This window comes from Paenibacillus sp. V4I5 (assembly GCF_030817255.1).
Classification (GTDB): domain Bacteria; phylum Bacillota; class Bacilli; order Paenibacillales; family NBRC-103111; genus Paenibacillus_E.
In genome coordinates this window covers 4128876-4145552 of the sequence record NZ_JAUSZB010000002.1, presented here as the reverse complement: position 1 = coordinate 4145552, position 16677 = coordinate 4128876, and the positions used below count along the sequence as shown (strand labels likewise).

Below are 16677 nucleotides of genomic sequence, written 5' to 3'. Positions count from 1 at the left end.
ATGTTGAAAAATACAGCTAAATCTATCATGCTGGTGATTTTAACCTCACTACTAATCATTACTGGGTGTTCTAAAATAGCATCATCGGATGCTAGTATAGGAAATAAGGTTAAACATGAGATCGTAGGTATTGATCCTGGAGCAGGATTAATGAAGCAAACCGCGCAGGCATTGAATGATTATGACCTCAAGGATTGGAAGCTTGTGGAGGGCTCAAGTGCAGCGATGGCTGCAGCTCTGGACAAGGCTTACAAAGACAAGGAGCCTATTATTGTGACCGGGTGGACACCACACTGGATGTTCGCTAAATATGATCTGAAATATTTAAATGATCCCAAAGGTGTGTTCGGGAAAGACGAGCAAATACATACAATCGTGAGAAATGGCTTGAAAAAGGAAGCCCCTTCAGCATACACCATGCTAGACCGGTTTGAGTGGACACCCGAAGAGATGGCGGTCGTTATGTCGGCTATTATTAAAGGGGAAAGGCCGGAAGAAGCAGCCGGTGGGTGGGTAAAGAATAATGCGACCAAAGTTGATAGTTGGGTGAAGGATCTGCCCCAAGAAAAAGGAAAGAAGCTTAAACTGGCTTATGTCGCGTGGGATTCTGAAATCGCTAGTACCAATGTTGTGAAAGCTGTACTAGAAGAGAAGCTTGGTTACAAAGTTGAGATGCTGCAAGTCGAAGCGGGACCTATGTGGGCAGGAATCTCAGATGGAAGCGCGGATGCCATGGTTGCAGCTTGGCTTCCTACAACACATAAAGATTATTTTGATAAATATGCTGGGAAAATCGAGGATTTGGGAGCTAACTTGAACGGCACCAAATTGGGGCTGGTTGTTCCGAAATATATGAATATCGATTCGATTGAGGACTTGAAAACAAAATAATTAGCTTATATTCTAAAGGATGACCAATACAAATCATATAATACTTATTTCAGGAGGAGCCAGAAAGCTAAGGGCTCTTCTTTTTGTTTTAACTAATTTCAATTATTAAGGATTATCTCTTATTTAGAGGTTTTTTTTGTATATTGCGTATAAACTAAGCATTTTGGGGTATGAGGGAGGTTTTTCTTGGAAATGTCACCGGTCTGGATAAAAATTTTCAATTAGTGGAAATCTACAAAATATAAGGGGTGTTAGTTATGACGGACAAACAACAGGAAGCTCTCAGAGAATTAACGAACAGCATATCAACAGTAACAAATGACTGGACCATGTATTGGAAGACCTATTCAAATATAGGAACATGGCAATTTTGGGTTGTAATGGCGTTTTTTATAGTGCCTTTAATTATCTTAGTTTTGAAAATGGATAGAAAAAAAGCTTTTCGTCTTGGATTTTATGGTCTAGCCATTCATGTTATCGCAATTTATATAGATTCATATGGAACATCTCATAAAATGTGGGAATATCCATTTAAAATTTTTCCTTATCCTCCTGCAAGTTTCGGCTTGGATGCCTCTCTCATACCTGTTACATATATGCTCATGTACCAATGGACATTAAATCGTCATAAGAACTACTATGTATACCTTGGATTATTATCCATTGTATTTGCATTTGTGTTCAAGCCATTAATTTCTTGGTTGGAGTTGTTTCATTTGGTGGAATCAAGTTATGTTCAATTGTTTATTTTTTACGTTGTCGGTGGATTACTTGGTAAATGGCTGACAGACCTATTTCACCTTGCACAACATCGATCGGAAAGATAGGCGGATAGAGATAAAATTCTATTTGTTTAATGGCATATTGTTTACTTCGATATTAAAAACATGTATATTTGATTTTCGGAGGAGCCTGTCATCAAGGGCTCTTTTTGTCTTTTTCTACATAATAAGTACTATTTTGGGTGATTCTTAATTAAGAGAAGTGACTGGGAGGAATTATGGAGCATCAAGCAATCTGGGCAATTGGTATCTTTTTAATTATTTATGGCATTATTATTTCTGAGAAAATTCACCGTACGATCATTGCGATGATTGGTGCAGTCTTGATGATCGTTCTAGGCATTGTTGATCAAGAAACAGCGCTACATCATATTGATTTCAACACACTTGGTTTACTCATTGGCATGATGATTATTGTGGGTATTACGGCTGAAACAGGGCTTTTCAAGTATGTGGCTCTAAAAGCTGCAAAAGTAGCAAAAGGTAACCCAAAAAGGATTATGGTAGCATTAGTGATTATCACAGCTGTTTGCTCTGCATTTTTGGATAATGTAACCACTGTACTTCTCATGGTTCCGGTTACTTTCAGCATTACAAGACAACTACAAGTAAACCCAATCCCTTTCTTGATTACACAAATCATCGCTTCAAATGTAGGTGGCACAGCAACTTTGATTGGTGATCCTCCGAACATTATGATCGGTAGCGCAGTTGAAGAGCTTACGTTTATGGCTTTTATCACTAATTTAGCTCCAATTGCCATCATCATTATGTTGGCATATGTCCCTTTGTTTGTCCTCCTATTTAGGAAGCAGATCAAGTCAACGCCTGAACTGCAGCGAAGTATTATGGATATGGATGAGAGAGCCATGATTACAGATCATAAGCTTCTAAGGAAATGTCTGCTTGTTCTTGGCCTTACAATAATAGGTTTCTTCCTGCATCAGAGCTTACATTTAGAATCTGCTACGGTCGCATTAACAGGCGCTTTTTTGTTACTTCTTTTGACGGGGGAGCATATGCTGGAGCATGCATTCCATAGTATAGAATGGACAACGCTATTCTTCTTTGTAGGATTGTTTGTGCTTGTTTCTGGACTAGTAGAAACCGGAGTCATAGCTAAATTGGCTGCGCAAGCGATAGAATTAACAGGAGGCAATTTGTTGGCAACTTCGATGCTGATCCTATGGCTAAGTGCGATTGCTTCTGCATTTCTTGATAATATCCCTTTCGTTGCTACGATGATTCCAATGATTCATGAGATGGGTATTATGGGAGTAAGTAACTTGGAACCGTTGTGGTGGAGTCTTGCCTTAGGAGCATGTCTTGGTGGCAATGGTACACTGATTGGTGCAAGTGCTAATTTAATCGTTGCGGGATTGGCAGCTAAAGAGGGCTATCCAATTACCTTTATCAAGTACCTCAAAGTCGGGTTTCCTTTAATGATTCTTTCAATCATTCTCTCGAGCTTTTATATTTACTTTAGATATTTGATGTAGGGAAAGGGAAGGTGTTTAGCATGCTAACGTATACGTATAATGATAAAGAATTAGAAATTAGTGAAACAGCAAATGGCCAGGATGTTGAATTTCGCATTCGTGTTATTGGTGATGGGTCTTTAGATAATAGAATTAAGGAAATACAATATGATTTTGAACATAATCACGTTTTAACCGATGTATTATTTTACGCGTTTTTGAATCATGAATATCAATTTATTGTTAGACAAGACTACTACTCGGATTTCATCCTATCTCTCATGAAGCATCGCCTTTTAATTAGTGTGAAATGGACTTAAGCATACGCGAATATGAGAGAAATTGAGTTAACGTTAGAAAATAGGAGTAATTATGCCCATTGTTGATATTTTAAAAGAGAAAGAACTTCATGACGATATGTTGAAAGAGACTTCAGATTCTCGGTCTACATAATATTTCCATCACAAGAGACGACACAACCATGATTTATAAGAGGTAGTTCTTCCAGGATTAAAAGTTGGAGGAACTCCTATTTTTTTACGACGGAACAATTAACTAGTAGGATCTCCTTTCCTTGTTGAATACATAAGGTAAAATATCGAACATAAAAAAGAAGTTTAAAAATATCAGCACAGCGAGGCTTTAAGCTAGCACTGATTCTATTCAAAAAAGAACGTCTAAAAGATTATGAAAACATGCTGCTATGTGTGATGATCTGATTGAAGCTCATGGTGACTGGTTGTCAAAATTTGTGTAAACTAAAAGTAATGTGAACGGAATAGGGGGCCTAGCAAAATGAAGGTGGTCATAGCTATCGATTCTTTTAAGGGCAGCGTTTCATCGATGGAAGGAAGCAGAGAAATCGCTTTAGGCATTAAAGAGGTTTACCCTAATGCGGATATTGTAAGTTTCCCTATAGCCGATGGCGGTGAAGGAACGGTAGAAGCGCTTGTAAATGCAACAGGCGGACAACTTCAATCTGTTAAGGTTACAGGCCCCCTTATGGAGCCGGCTCAGGCAACCTATGGAATAACAGGTAACGGAAAAACCGCCGTGATTGAGGTGGCGGCAGCCTGTGGATTGCCGCTAGTGCCTGAGGCATTCAGGAATCCGATGCTTACGACAACTTATGGAGTCGGTGAGCTCATTGCACATGCGATGGGGCAAGGCTGCCGTGAATTTGTAATTGGTCTCGGCGGAAGTGCCACGAACGATGCGGGTGTGGGGATGCTGCAGGCTTTAGGCTACCGTTTCAAGGACCAAGAGGGCAATGATGTCGGTCCAGGCGGGAATGCCCTAAGCATGATTCGTCGTATTGATTCGAACCATGCCTGTCCAGAATTAAGACAATGTGAGTTTAAGATTGCCTGCGACGTCAACAATCCACTGTACGGACCTAACGGAGCGGCTTATGTGTTTGCCCCTCAAAAAGGAGCAAATCCCGCAATGGTGGAGGAGCTGGATCGTGGCTTATACCTGTTTGCCGGTGTCGCCGAGCGAGAGCTTGGTGTAAATCTTCAAGACATCCCCGGAGCGGGCGCGGCTGGTGGACTTGGAGCGGCATTTGCTGCTTTTTTAAAGGCTGAGATGCAATCTGGTGTTGGGCTGGTGCTGGACAAGATCGGATTAAAGGAAAGCATGGCGGGGGCTGATTTCGTGATAACAGGAGAAGGGAAGCTTGATGGACAAACGTCGATGGGCAAGGCTCCATTGGGAGTTGCTGCGCTTGCACAGGCACAAGGCATTCCGGTTATTGCGTTAGCGGGTGGAGTTACTAAAGAGGCCTCGGTACTGAATGATCTAGGCGTTACTTCTTTTCATTCCATCATCACCGCTCCTATGTCTCTTGAGCAAGCCATGGATCCTATTGAAACGGGATATCATCTAAGAAGTACAACCAAGCAATTATTCAGATTAATTCAAGCAGTGAAAGCTTCTGGAAAATAACGGAAAGTAAAATACCGATCTCTTCTGATCCGTGGAGGGGTTGGTATACTTGCATGATAGGAAGGGAAAAAAACCTTTATGACGAAATTTAAGGTGGTATTAACCAAAGAAACATGGCCTGCTGCCATGGAAAGAATTGAACAGCATTGTGAGGTGAAGTGTTGGAAAGAAGCGGAACCGATTCCACGCACAGTATTACTCGAATGGTTAAAGGATGCGGAGGGTTTATTCAGCACAGGTGATGTAAAGGTAGATGAAGATTTGTTGTCTAATGCTCCTCAATTAAGAGTCGTTGCACAATCATCGGTAGGGTATGACAATATAGATATCGATGCCTGCACGAGGAGGGAAATTCCCTTTGGAAATACACCTGGTGTGCTTGTTGAAACAACGGCAGATTTAACCTTTACCTTATTGCTGAGCGCAGCTCGCCGAATTCATGAATGTTGGGATTTTGTTAAATCAGGCAATTGGGCAAGTAATAACAATATTCCATACGGTGTAGATTTGTTTGGGAAAACTCTCGGTATCGTAGGTATGGGGGATATCGGCTGCGCTGTAGCTAGGAGAGCTAAGGCGTGCGGGCTGAACATTATTTACTATAACCGTACAAGGCGTATGGATGATCATGTACTCGAAGCGAGATATGTTGACTTTAGGGACTTGCTGCATGAGTCCGACTTTATCATTACCCTTGTTCCTTTATCGAATCAAAGCCGGGGCATGTTTGGAGCGGAGGAGTTTGCACAGATGAAGTCTTCAGCTTATTTTATCAATGCGGCACGCGGGTCTATTGTGAATACCGAGGCCCTCTACGAAGCATTGAAAAGTAAACAAATCGCATACGCCGCATTAGATGTAACCGATCCAGAACCGCTTGCGGGAGACCATCCATTACTCAGCCTTCCGAATATCTTAATAACCCCGCATGTAGGTAGTGCAACTTACGAAACGAGAAATCGCATGGCACATTTAGCTGTGGATAATTTATTGGCAGGTCTTGGTAGACTAGCGCTTCCAGCTTGTGTGAATCCAACCGTTAATTATCCGAAGTAAGTCCTTTAAATTTAGTTCTATTGGCTTCGCCCTTAATAAAAGGGCGAAGCTGGTTTGCATTGTTTCCCATGCATAACTAAGGAGAAAGTATGGATAACTGCCATGGCTAAGAGCAAGGCAGCTTTATTCTTGTCAGTCCACCAGTGTTTCCCCATGTTTCAGCAAGTTAAGACGGCTTGAGTCGAGCTCCCTTCTCCGCCAATCGGCCAACAACCGGTCAAGTGCTTCCTGCGGCGTATCATCGGCTAGGCGGAAAGCGCCATAATGCATCGGGATGAACGTCTTGGCCCCTACATCGAGGAACGCCTGAACCGCCTCCTCTGGCGTAACGTGCTGCATACCCATAAACCATTCCGGCTCGTAAGCACCGATCGGCATAAGCGCGTAACGGATACCCGGAAACCTCGCTCCGATGTCGCGGAAGCCTTGGAAATATCCGCTGTCTCCGGCAAAATAAATCGCATCGTTGTTCCCCGCGCCTTCCACTAATAACTCTGCTGATCGGTTGATCACCCAGCCTCCCCAAAGCGACTTGTTCGTATCCGTCAGCGTACGCCGAGTCCAATGCTGCGCTGGAACGAAATGAAACTCCAGCGGCCCGACCGTTGTCTTCCCCCACCAAGGCAGCTCGTGGACCTTATTCAGTCCAAGCCGCCGCATCATCCTGCCAAGTCCTTCAGGCACTAGTGCGACAGGTGAGCCTTTCAACTTGCGCAATGATCCGACGTGCAGGTGATCGTAATGCGAATGAGAGAGCAAGACGATATCAACCGGCGGTATTTCATCGAGTGTAAGCCCTGGCGCCTCTAATCTGCGGGCAAAGCCCATCCGGTTCGCCCATACCGGATCCGTAACAATCGTCAAGCCCGCCACCTGCAACAGGAAAGTTGAATGTCCAATCCAGGTGATCGTTGTTACGCTGCGGTTATTCCAAAGCAGTTCTTGCTGCTTATGCTCCGCTTCACCGATGCGTAAGCTGAGATCCTTGACTTTCCCTTTCCGTTCTTGCTGCCATCGGCGAATTTCCTTCCATGTTTTCACCTTTGCGGTTGGATCCGCATTGCTATAACGTTTTTGTGCCATAAATTGCTATCCCCCTCACAAAACCACCATAAGTCCTTTAAAATATATCTCCATATATATAAAGATGTAGATTCTTATCGGCTTTGTCAATGTTTAGCAGAATGATGGTTTCATTGTTAACATCAGTTGATGAGTGAATATATAGAACGCTTGAAGCATGGAGAAAATATCGGTCCTTACAGGCAGAACGTTTGATCGCTAAAGCATGATTAATCTCATGCTCTATGCCAAAAGTCATGCCTTGTAATTATATTTGATGCCGAACTGAGAATATGGCTGCTTGTGTTCGGTCGCGCAATCCTAGCTTAGCTATGACATTCGAAACGTGATTTTTCACTGTACCTTCCGTGATAACAAGCAAGCCTGCAATTTCTTTATTATTTAATCCTTGGCCCAATAAAGCTAATACCTCTTTCTCTCGTTCGGTCAGAAGCCTGAGCTGGGCAGGCTCATTTATGTGTAAAGGATGGGCGGTATCCGGGTTCCAATCTGACATTTTTTTAAACTCGTTAAGAAGTGTTGCCGTTATATCGGGTTGAAGTACGGTCCCGCCATTGTAAACCGTTTGAATCGCACTTACAATCGCCTCAGAGGGCATATCCTTCAATAAATAGCCATGGACACCTTTTTCCAAAACTTTTAATATTAACTCCGCGTCATCGAAGGTGGTCAGAATCAGTACCTTCGTCTCTGGTAAAGCCCTGAGAATCAATTCCGTTCCATCCACGCCATCCATGCCAGGCATCCGGATATCCATCAACACAACATCCGGCCGCCATTCGAGCGCCTTGGTATAGGCGTCTCTACCATCCACCGCTGTTCCAACGACTTCCATGCCTGATTCTAACCCGATGATGGTCGCAAGTCCCTCTCTCATGAGCCTCTGATCGTCTACTATGAGGATTCTCACTTATTTACACGCTCCATTTCCGTTAACGAATAAGGGAATTGCACTTCAACAGCAAAACCCTCTTGCGGGTCCATGCTAAAATGTACCTCTCCGTTCCACTCCTTGACTCTTTCTTGCAAATTGATTAAACCAAACCCCGGCTTCAGTTGGGCAGGAACCTCCCCGTCATTACGTATGCACAGAGAAAAATCGGTCTCCGAATAAGCTAACAAGATTTTCGCATTTTTCGCATGGCCGTGTTTATGAGCATTCGTCAGAGACTCCTGTACAATACGATAAGCAGTTAATTGGAGATCACCTGGCAGTGGGACAGGTATCCCATGTACTTCAAAAGTGGTTTGAACCTCAGCAAATTTAGTAAACTCCTCAGTTAGCTTCTCAAGGCTATCATTTAAGGAAGTGGACATAACAGGTTCATCCCGAATAGCCCTTACGGAAAGCCGTACCTCTTGCAAAGACGATCTAATTAGATCTTCACATGCCAGATAAGTTTGCTCACTACGTAAAGGATCCAACCTGCTTAGCTTGCGAGCCGCTTGCATTTGAACCAATAATGCCGTCAGTTTATGACCTACCGTATCATGAATTTCTCGTGCAATTCGCACTCTTTCCCTAGTTGCTGCCCACTCCTCCGTTTTGAGAGCATAGTCCTGAAGTCGTTCATGAGATTGCATCAATTGTGCATACAACTGCATCGTATCCCGACGTGCGCGTTGATAAAAATTGATTAGAGCGCTCACAATACCTGCGAAAACAATAAATGAACAAGTAATAAAGTAGCCAATTTCATTGAATCGTTTATATAAATACCATTCAATGCTTCCCATCGTAATAATATATATGACCAGCAGCAGCAAGCATGTAATGATTAGCATTCGGGTGTTCTTTAAAAACATTAAAATCGCTAAGGCTGTAATTCCTATAAATAGATGATTCGGGAAATCTCCGCCTATATATACATAACCATAAGAAGCGGATACCAAGAAATCTAAGATGAGGACGTGAAATAGCCAATTGTGTTTTTTTTGCATCTTTAGATAAAATAAATGAACTAAAAGAAAAACCACCAATGAAAAGACAACAAAACTTAGGCCCCAAAAAATCGTAATTGAATTTTTATAATAAAAAACACCGGTTAAAGCTAAATCAAAAGCAAGCTTTATACCAAAAAACAACCTCCATGAAAGGGGGTTCTTTCTTATTTTATCCGTCTCTTGGAGCATTCTCTTTACTCCCCTCATCTTTTGGTTCCATTCGAAGCTTCGAGCGATTCTGTTGCTCTTCTAATTAAGTTTGATGCCTACGATAGTCACCTGGCGTTACGCCAGCGTGCTTCTTGAACGTTCTATTGAAATGACTAATATGATTATAGCCGTTCGAACTTCGATTTTAAAAGGAAACTGCTCGTCGAGTAACCCTTTGTAGACATAAATCGGATAATCAGACAAATATGACCTCCACTAAATTCGTACGTAACTCATTAGCTAAAGATAATGGTACACAGATTCGGGGAATTGTGCAAAAGAAACGTGGAAAAGGGAAAGTTTCCCTGTAATAATAGAAGAAAATTAAGTTACCCACTAGATCTGGGAGGAAATGGGGAAAAGCAGTATGAAGCAACTGGCATTTAGCACGCTCCCCTGCGATGGCTGGTCTTTGGCTGAAATGATTATGTTTGCCAAGGAATGCGGTTTTAGCGGAGTGGAGCTAAGGGAAGGATCCAACTGGGGCATATCCGCCGAGATGGCGCAGGATGAGCGGAAAGAGGCGCTTCGGAAATTCGAGGAAGCGGGCATTCGAATCACCAATATTGGTTCAGGTGTATGTTTCACAGGCAAAAGAGGGGATGCCGAGCAATTCGATAATTTTAAAAAGGTCGTTTCGCTCGCTCGTGATTTGAAGGCCGGTGGAGTACGGATTTTCCTTGGTTACTTCAATAAACGCAGAGACAATCCGGTTCCTGCTATTCCTTATCCCGAAATTATAACCCAGATTAAGGAGGCTTGCGATTATGCGGCCACTTACGGTGTGCAGGTATGGATTGAGACGCATAATGAATTTGCCACCGGCCGCTCGCTTCGCAAGCTGCTGGATGATGTGGACAGACCGAACTGCGCGGTTATCTATGATATTATCCATCCGTTGGAAGAAGGAGAGCCGCCGGAAGAGACAATTGCGTTACTCGGCTCGCAATGCGTTCATGTACATGTAAAAGACGGCGTCCCTTTTGAAGATCTGCTGGAGTCGAACTGGATGTACACCAAGGTCGGCGAAGGGCAGGTGCCGATTGTTTCAATTGTAGACGAGCTTGAACAATCGGGCTACACCGGCTATTACTCTCTGGAGTGGGAAACCAAATGGCGCAGGGAACTGCAAATTCCCGGTATGGAGCCAGCAACAATTTTTCCTGCTTATGTTAAATTTATGCGTGAATTATTTCAAAGCCTAATGAAATGAGGATTTTGCTCGGCAGAGTTACGTTGGATCAGTACCGCAGGTTGAACCCGTGGTAGAGGTGTCTCGCAGAAAATTGTATAATTAAATAGTCAAATCTAAACGAGGAGTGTAGAGATGAACGCCATAGAAACGCGGATTCATACGTTGAAACAGTATGTGCCGGAATTAACGGCACCAACCGATCTTGCCGATTTTTGGGATCGTGTCTCCCGGGAAGCAGCAGAATCCGTGAGATATACGAGTGAGCCAGTCGTCTCCCCATTCTTACAGGCCAAAGTTTACAAAGTCGTATTGGAGGGTGCAGCTAATACGCAGGTTCACGCTTGGTATTTGCTACCTTCCGTCCAGCTGCGTCATCCACTTCCCTGTATCGTAACCTTTCACGGTTATTCCGGTTCCAAAGGTCAACCGGAGGATCACGCTGCTTGGCTGCTTATGGGGTATGCCGTGCTCGCTATCGATGTTCGGGGACAAGGAGGGGAGACAGGCAACGGGCTGCCGCAAAAATACGGCATGACCAAAGGGTGGATTACACAAGGGATTCTCGATCCTGAGGGCTCCTATTATCGGGCATTAGCTATCGATGGCATGCGTGCTGTACGGTGTGCGATGGCAATGCCGGAGATAGACCCCGAGAGGGTGTTTGTTTTTGGCGGCAGCCAAGGTGGCGGTTTGGCACTTCTTGTATCCGCCTTGGAGCCTAACCTAAGGGCTGTAATCGCACATGTACCGAACATGTGCCACATGGATCTGGGGATACTTCAATCGGTCAGTTCACTCACCGAAGCTGCGGAATTCGTAACTCGCTTCCCGAACCGCCTTGACGAGGTGCTGCGGACGCTTAGCTATTTCGACATCATGAATATGGCGCATCGAATCACGCTGCCCGTGCATGTGACGGTCGGACTGAAGGACACGACCTGCTTACCCGAGGCGATCTTTGCCGCATATAATCGGATCGCGTCTGTGGACAAATCGATCGAGGTTCACCCGTTCATGGGGCATGCGACGCCCCCGGGATTTCACGCAGCGGGACATGCCTTTTTCTCGCAGTGGCTTTAGGGTATGGCTTCCCCGGTTTATAATGTGTTCTTTTTTCATAGATAACACTTTCCTACTACGACTATTCTTTGCCTATCATAGGTATAAGGTAGTTGTTTTTGTCGTTGGAGGCTGTGATTTTTGTTATAGCTTATCTATTAGAAGTTAATTGACACGCGAATGTCGCCATGCTAAACTGTAACGAAATTGATTATAGATAATTCACTTCGGCCTATAGTTAAGTAACCTTCAGATAGATCATCTTGAGTGGGGAGGATTATTCGTATGTCAACCGATTTACCGCAAGCAGAGAAACCATTAGAACCAGAGGTGCCCGGTATTATGCGAGAACGGACGGTCTCCTGGTTACTTTGCACGACCATTATTCTTGTCGTAATGAACACGATGATGTTCAATTTGGCATTGCCCAAAATTGCTGTGCAATTCGCTCTCAGCCCCTCGACCGCGTCATGGATCGTGACGGGCTACTCCATCGTATTTGCCATCTCATCGATTACTTTCAGCCGATTGTCCGATTTCGTACCAATTCGAAGACTCTTCACGGTTGCGCTGCTCTCATTGGGCGGGGCATCCGTGATTGGCATGTTCAGCGACGGATTTGGGCTGCTGCTTATCACGAGGCTTATTCAGGCTGCAGGCGCTGGTGCCATTCCTTCGCTCGCGATCGTGCTAGTCACACGTTACATTCCGGTTTCCCGCAGGGGCATGGCCATGTCATTCATTTTGTCAGCCGCCTCACTTGGCCTAGGGCTTGGTCCTGTCGTCGGCGGATCAATCGTTCAATATCTGGGATGGCATTTCCTATTTGTGATCACCGGCCTAACACTGCTGCTGATCCCGGTTTTCCTGCTAATACTTCCCCGGGAAAAGGCGGCGCGCGGTTCGTTCGATTTCATTGGCGCCGTCCTGATCGGGATGGGGACAACGGGTTTGCTGCTCTTCCTCACATCCAAAAGCACGGCTGCACTCGTTGTGGGCATGATTGCCCTAGCATTGTTCGCGGTGCGCATCCGCAAAGCGACGAATCCATTCGTCCTGCCCGCTCTATTCGGCGACAGACTATATTTAGCCCTTGGTGCTATCGGCATTAGCGCCTACATGATCAGCTTCTCCTTCTTGTTCCTCGCCCCGCAAATGCTGGCCAAAGTCTTCGGTTTAACTCCGGCCGCATCGGGTCTTGTGCTCTTTCCAGGTGCGCTCCTTGCCATGCTGGTATCCAACCGGGTTGGCCGCCTCATCGACCGATACGGTAACGGCGCGCTCCTCCGCTACACGCCTTGGCTGCTGCTGGTTTCGACCGTTTTGCTCGCACTGACTGCCGTCCATTCCTTTTATGGGCTTGCCGCTGTCTATATACTGACAAGCATCAGCATCACTTCTATCTCCAGTGCGGTGTCAAACGAGCTATCACGGCAGTTGACGAAGGAGCGGCTCGGCTCTGGTATGGGCTTATTCCAGCTGCTGCAATTTTTCAGCGGGGCTTTCGCCGTAGCCATCTCGGGGAGTGCACTTGTCTGGCAGAAGTCACTGCCAACTGAGCGCGCGTTCGACAATCTTATCTGGGGCATGGTAGGAATCGCCATACTGACCATCGTCTTCGCCTTTATTTATCGCGGCTACGCCAGAAAGCGAACGAATGCCGCCCCTGCTCGAGCTTAATAAATACAAAGAGGATCCCATGCGGATCCTCTTTGTATTTATTACACCTAAGCTAAAGATTCCTTCTGTGGCAGCTTCTCGTCCTTCTTAGGCTTGATCGCGAATAAGGCGATTACGCTGGCCAAGGCACATATACCTGAAATGGTATAGAACATCGTGGCCGGCGATATTTTCAAAAGGATGGAAGCAAGAGGAGGTCCAATGGCAACCCCGATGAAGCGGGTAGAACTATAAATCGAGGTGATTATACCGCGCTGCTCCTTCTTGATCCCTCTTGTAATCATGACATCCAGACATGGCAACGCTGCGCCAATTCCAATCCCAGCCAAGCCAATCAAAGTAATGAGCCAATAAATCGACGCCACCATACCGCAAAGAAAAATACTTCCGGATAGTAAAATCAACCCCACGAAAATAATCCATTTCATGAGCCTCTCGTCCTTGCCAATTCCTTTACCCGTACCAAAAGAAGAGATACATAAGGCTGCAAGAGGAATCGCAAGAATACATCCTTTTATGACACCAAAAACGTTGAATTTTTCTTCTAATAAGTCTGATAAATAATATAAAGTTCCGAATATGACAAGCATACAGATACATCCGATAGCGAATATCGCATACAGCCAGCGGCCATTGTTTTTGAAAATGTTTCTGATATTGGAAAGGTAGCTTGCAAAAGACACCTTATCCGCTTGTTCCGATTTCTTTTGTGGGGATTTCACCAAAAAGAGCACGAGCAGCATCGAAATCAGACACAGTATGGGAATGAACATAAAGGGCAGGAACCAGATGACCATCGCAAGAGCGGATCCTAGAATGGGGCTGACCACTTTCCCGAATGTATTCGCTGTCTCTACAATGCCAAGACCGCTGCTGACATCACTTTCTTCTTTGAAGATATCACCAACTAATGGAATGACGATGGGAAAAGCTCCCGCCGCACCTATGCCTTGAATGAAGCGGCCAACTAAGATGATTGCATACGATTGATCCAACCACCACGCTGCTAATCCCGCAATCAAACCACCAATACCTGTGATAATTAAGCTGGGTATAATGACGATTTTTCGACCAAAGCGGTCGGATAAATAGCCGGCAACCGGTATTAAGATAATGGCCACAGCCGAGTAAACCGTAATGAGTAAACTTACTTGTAGAGAAGTGATGCCTAGTTTACTCCGAATGGCTGGTAACACAGGAATTAACATGGAATTTCCCAGAGTCATGATAAGTGGTATGGATGCTATAGAGAAAAGCTGCTTTTTATTCTCGATACTCATAGCTTAGTGCACCTTACACCTCTCAATCCATCATTTCATGTACATTAAATTAACCCAACACACGGAGCCCTATCCGCACTAAGCTTCGAATTCAGAAATTGGATATCTAGAGCAAATTGGAGTATAGGTTAACCCTTATGTGGAAAAATTAAAGCGTATATGTAAAAATGGGGGGGCTTTCAGGTGCATAAGACAGAAAATCAGTTATCTGTTTTCTCATTAGGTGGAATTAATGAAATTGGTAAAAATATGTATGTGGTGCAATATGGAGATGATATCATTGTCATTGATTGTGGCTCAAAGTTTCCGGATGAAAGCTTACTCGGCATTGACTTGATCGTGCCGGATATTACCTACTTGCTCGAAAATAGTGACAAAGTCCGCGCACTGATTATTACGCATGGGCATGAAGATCATATCGGGGGCATTCCGTATATACGAAGACAATTGAACATGCCGATTTATGCAACTCGGCTAACGCTCGGGCTAATTGAAGGTAAGCTGAGAGAGGCTGGACTGCTTGCAGATACGAAATTTATTGAAATTGACTCCGATTCGAGCATCGAGCTAGGGCAATTCACAACTACCTTTTTCAAAACAAATCATAGTATCCCTGATTGCTTGGGAGTCGTCTTTCATACACCTGAAGGAACGGTCGTACATACGGGAGATTTCAAATTTGATTTAACCCCAGTCAATAATCAGTATCCCGATATTCATAAGATGGCGGAGATTGGGAAGAATGGGATTCTACTTCTTTTATCGGAAAGCACGAATGCCGAGCGTCCTGGCTATACACCTTCAGAAAGTCTTGTAGGCAAACATATCGAAGATGCCTTTCATAAAGCGAAGCAAAAAGTGTTCATAGCCACCTTTGCCTCTAATGTTCATAGACTTCAGCAAGTCATTGATGCTGCTCAGGCAACGAACCGTAAATTAGCCTTACTTGGCCGTAGTATGGTCAACGTTGTGAGAATTGCTTCCGAACTTGGCTACCTAACAGTTCCTGAAGGGATGCTGGTGGAAGCGGGAGCAGTCAATCGTATGGTTCCAGATCAAATAGCGATCTTATGTACCGGTAGTCAAGGAGAACCGATGGCTGCATTATCGCGATTATCCCGTTCCAATTATCGTCAGGTTGAAATCATGCGTGGAGACACCGTTATTTTATCCTCGTCCCCGATTCCGGGAAATGAACGCAATGTGTCGCGGACTGTCGATCATTTATTTAGTCTAGGGGCTGAAGTCATTTATGGTTCGAGCTCATCTACAGGTATGCACGTATCTGGACACGGGAGCCAAGAAGAACTGAAGTTAATGCTCACGCTGATGAAGCCGAAGTACTTTATTCCGATTCATGGCGAGTTTAGAATGCTGCATCAGCACCGTATTTTGGCTGAAGGCGTCGGCGTGGAACCGGCTAACATCTACATTTTAAATAATGGGGATGTCGTGGATATCAAGAACGAGGTGGCAACTCAGAGCCGCAAAGTGTACGCGGGGAATACCCTTGTCGATGGATTAGGGGATGTTGGCAACATTGTTCTGCGTGACCGTAAACAACTGGCCGAGGATGGTATCTTGATCGTGGTCCTGCTGCTTAGTAAAAGTGACGGTAAAATTTTGTCCGGACCGGATATTATCTCCCGCGGGTTTGTCTATGTGCGAGAATCGGAAGACCTGATGGATCAAGCGAATATTCTTGCAACAGAAACGATAAACAGACTTCAAAAAGAAAACGTGAATCAATGGAATGTGCTTAAAACGAATGTAAAAGAAGTACTAGGAAGACTCTTTTATGAAAAGACGGGCAGAAGACCCGTTATTCTCACCATACTCACGGAAATCTAGCATAAACAAGCAACTCTAGCACACACAAACAGATCTAGTACAAACAAGCGGATCCCTTCGCTTTGAAGGCGACTCCGCTTTTTGCTTTTTAACGATCACTTGCGATGGATGAGAAAATATCTTGGGTGAGGAATCTCATAAGGATGTTTTTCATCCTTATGGCGGGTTTGCTCGGCTGTGGACGCGAGATAGCGGTCCGACCTTACTCTTAAGAAAATGGA

The 16677-nt window shown here is 44.6% G+C and carries 15 protein-coding genes; 10 read left to right on the top strand and 5 right to left on the bottom strand.

Features of this window, described 5'->3' with window-relative positions:
• Positions 1-3 precede the first annotated feature (3 nt).
• The 6 genes from QFZ78_RS20665 (at position 4) to QFZ78_RS20640 (ending at position 6154) form a co-directional block, all read left to right on the top strand.
• On the top strand, positions 4-891 hold the full coding sequence (locus QFZ78_RS20665; protein WP_373461133.1) for a glycine betaine ABC transporter substrate-binding protein: 888 nt from the start codon (positions 4-6) through the stop codon (positions 889-891).
• A gap of 257 nt (positions 892-1148) precedes the next feature.
• Complete coding sequence (locus QFZ78_RS20660; RefSeq protein WP_307550404.1) at positions 1149-1718, top strand: CBO0543 family protein; 570 nt, start codon at positions 1149-1151, stop codon at positions 1716-1718.
• A 173-nt stretch (positions 1719-1891) separates the two neighbouring features.
• Positions 1892-3172 (top strand): ArsB/NhaD family transporter, encoded by a 1281-nt coding sequence (locus QFZ78_RS20655; RefSeq protein ID WP_307550403.1) that lies wholly within the window; start codon positions 1892-1894, stop codon positions 3170-3172.
• A gap of 20 nt (positions 3173-3192) precedes the next feature.
• A complete protein-coding gene (locus tag QFZ78_RS20650; protein WP_307550402.1) occupies positions 3193-3471 on the top strand; it encodes a hypothetical protein in 279 nt (92 codons plus the stop codon).
• Positions 3472-3946: 475 nt separating this feature from the next.
• Entirely contained in the window at positions 3947-5098 is a 1152-nt protein-coding gene (locus tag QFZ78_RS20645; RefSeq protein ID WP_307550401.1) for a glycerate kinase, read from the top strand.
• Between the two features lie 78 nt (positions 5099-5176).
• Positions 5177-6154: a 2-hydroxyacid dehydrogenase gene (locus QFZ78_RS20640; protein ID WP_307550400.1), complete on the top strand. Its 978-nt coding sequence runs from the start codon at positions 5177-5179 to the stop codon at positions 6152-6154.
• A gap of 132 nt (positions 6155-6286) precedes the next feature.
• Here the strand turns inward: QFZ78_RS20640 and QFZ78_RS20635 are convergent, their stop codons facing one another.
• The 4 genes from QFZ78_RS20635 to QFZ78_RS38610 all read right to left on the bottom strand — a co-directional run bounded on the left by QFZ78_RS20635 (position 6287) and on the right by QFZ78_RS38610 (position 9509).
• Positions 6287-7237: an MBL fold metallo-hydrolase gene (locus QFZ78_RS20635; RefSeq protein WP_307550399.1), complete on the bottom strand. Its 951-nt coding sequence runs from the start codon at positions 7235-7237 to the stop codon at positions 6287-6289.
• A gap of 247 nt (positions 7238-7484) precedes the next feature.
• Complete coding sequence (locus tag QFZ78_RS20630) at positions 7485-8147, bottom strand: response regulator (RefSeq protein WP_307550398.1); 663 nt, start codon at positions 8145-8147, stop codon at positions 7485-7487.
• Positions 8144-9022, bottom strand: a complete 879-nt coding sequence (locus QFZ78_RS20625; RefSeq protein WP_307550397.1) for a sensor histidine kinase — start codon at positions 9020-9022, stop codon at positions 8144-8146. The genes QFZ78_RS20630 and QFZ78_RS20625 overlap by 4 nt, the downstream gene beginning before the upstream one ends.
• Positions 9023-9434: 412 nt before the next feature.
• Complete coding sequence (locus QFZ78_RS38610; protein WP_373461132.1) at positions 9435-9509, bottom strand: hypothetical protein; 75 nt, start codon at positions 9507-9509, stop codon at positions 9435-9437.
• 249 nt (positions 9510-9758) lie between these two features.
• Here QFZ78_RS38610 and QFZ78_RS20615 point away from each other — a divergent pair, with 249 nt between their 5' ends.
• The 3 genes from QFZ78_RS20615 to QFZ78_RS20605 all read left to right on the top strand — a co-directional run bounded on the left by QFZ78_RS20615 (position 9759) and on the right by QFZ78_RS20605 (position 13325).
• On the top strand, positions 9759-10604 hold the full coding sequence (locus tag QFZ78_RS20615) for a sugar phosphate isomerase/epimerase family protein (RefSeq protein ID WP_307550395.1): 846 nt from the start codon (positions 9759-9761) through the stop codon (positions 10602-10604).
• A gap of 114 nt (positions 10605-10718) precedes the next feature.
• Positions 10719-11666 (top strand): acetylxylan esterase, encoded by a 948-nt coding sequence (locus QFZ78_RS20610; RefSeq protein ID WP_307550394.1) that lies wholly within the window; start codon positions 10719-10721, stop codon positions 11664-11666.
• A gap of 264 nt (positions 11667-11930) precedes the next feature.
• Positions 11931-13325: an MFS transporter gene (locus tag QFZ78_RS20605; protein WP_307550393.1), complete on the top strand. Its 1395-nt coding sequence runs from the start codon at positions 11931-11933 to the stop codon at positions 13323-13325.
• A 47-nt stretch (positions 13326-13372) separates the two neighbouring features.
• Here QFZ78_RS20605 and QFZ78_RS20600 read toward each other — a convergent pair whose 3' ends face one another.
• The gene (locus QFZ78_RS20600) at positions 13373-14605 is read right to left on the bottom strand and encodes an MFS transporter (protein WP_307550391.1); all 1233 of its coding nucleotides are present in this window, start codon (positions 14603-14605) and stop codon (positions 13373-13375) included.
• Between the two features lie 183 nt (positions 14606-14788).
• Between QFZ78_RS20600 and QFZ78_RS20595 the strand changes: the two genes are divergently transcribed.
• Positions 14789-16456: a ribonuclease J gene (locus tag QFZ78_RS20595; protein WP_307550387.1), complete on the top strand. Its 1668-nt coding sequence runs from the start codon at positions 14789-14791 to the stop codon at positions 16454-16456.
• The last annotated feature ends 221 nt before the right edge of the window (positions 16457-16677 follow it).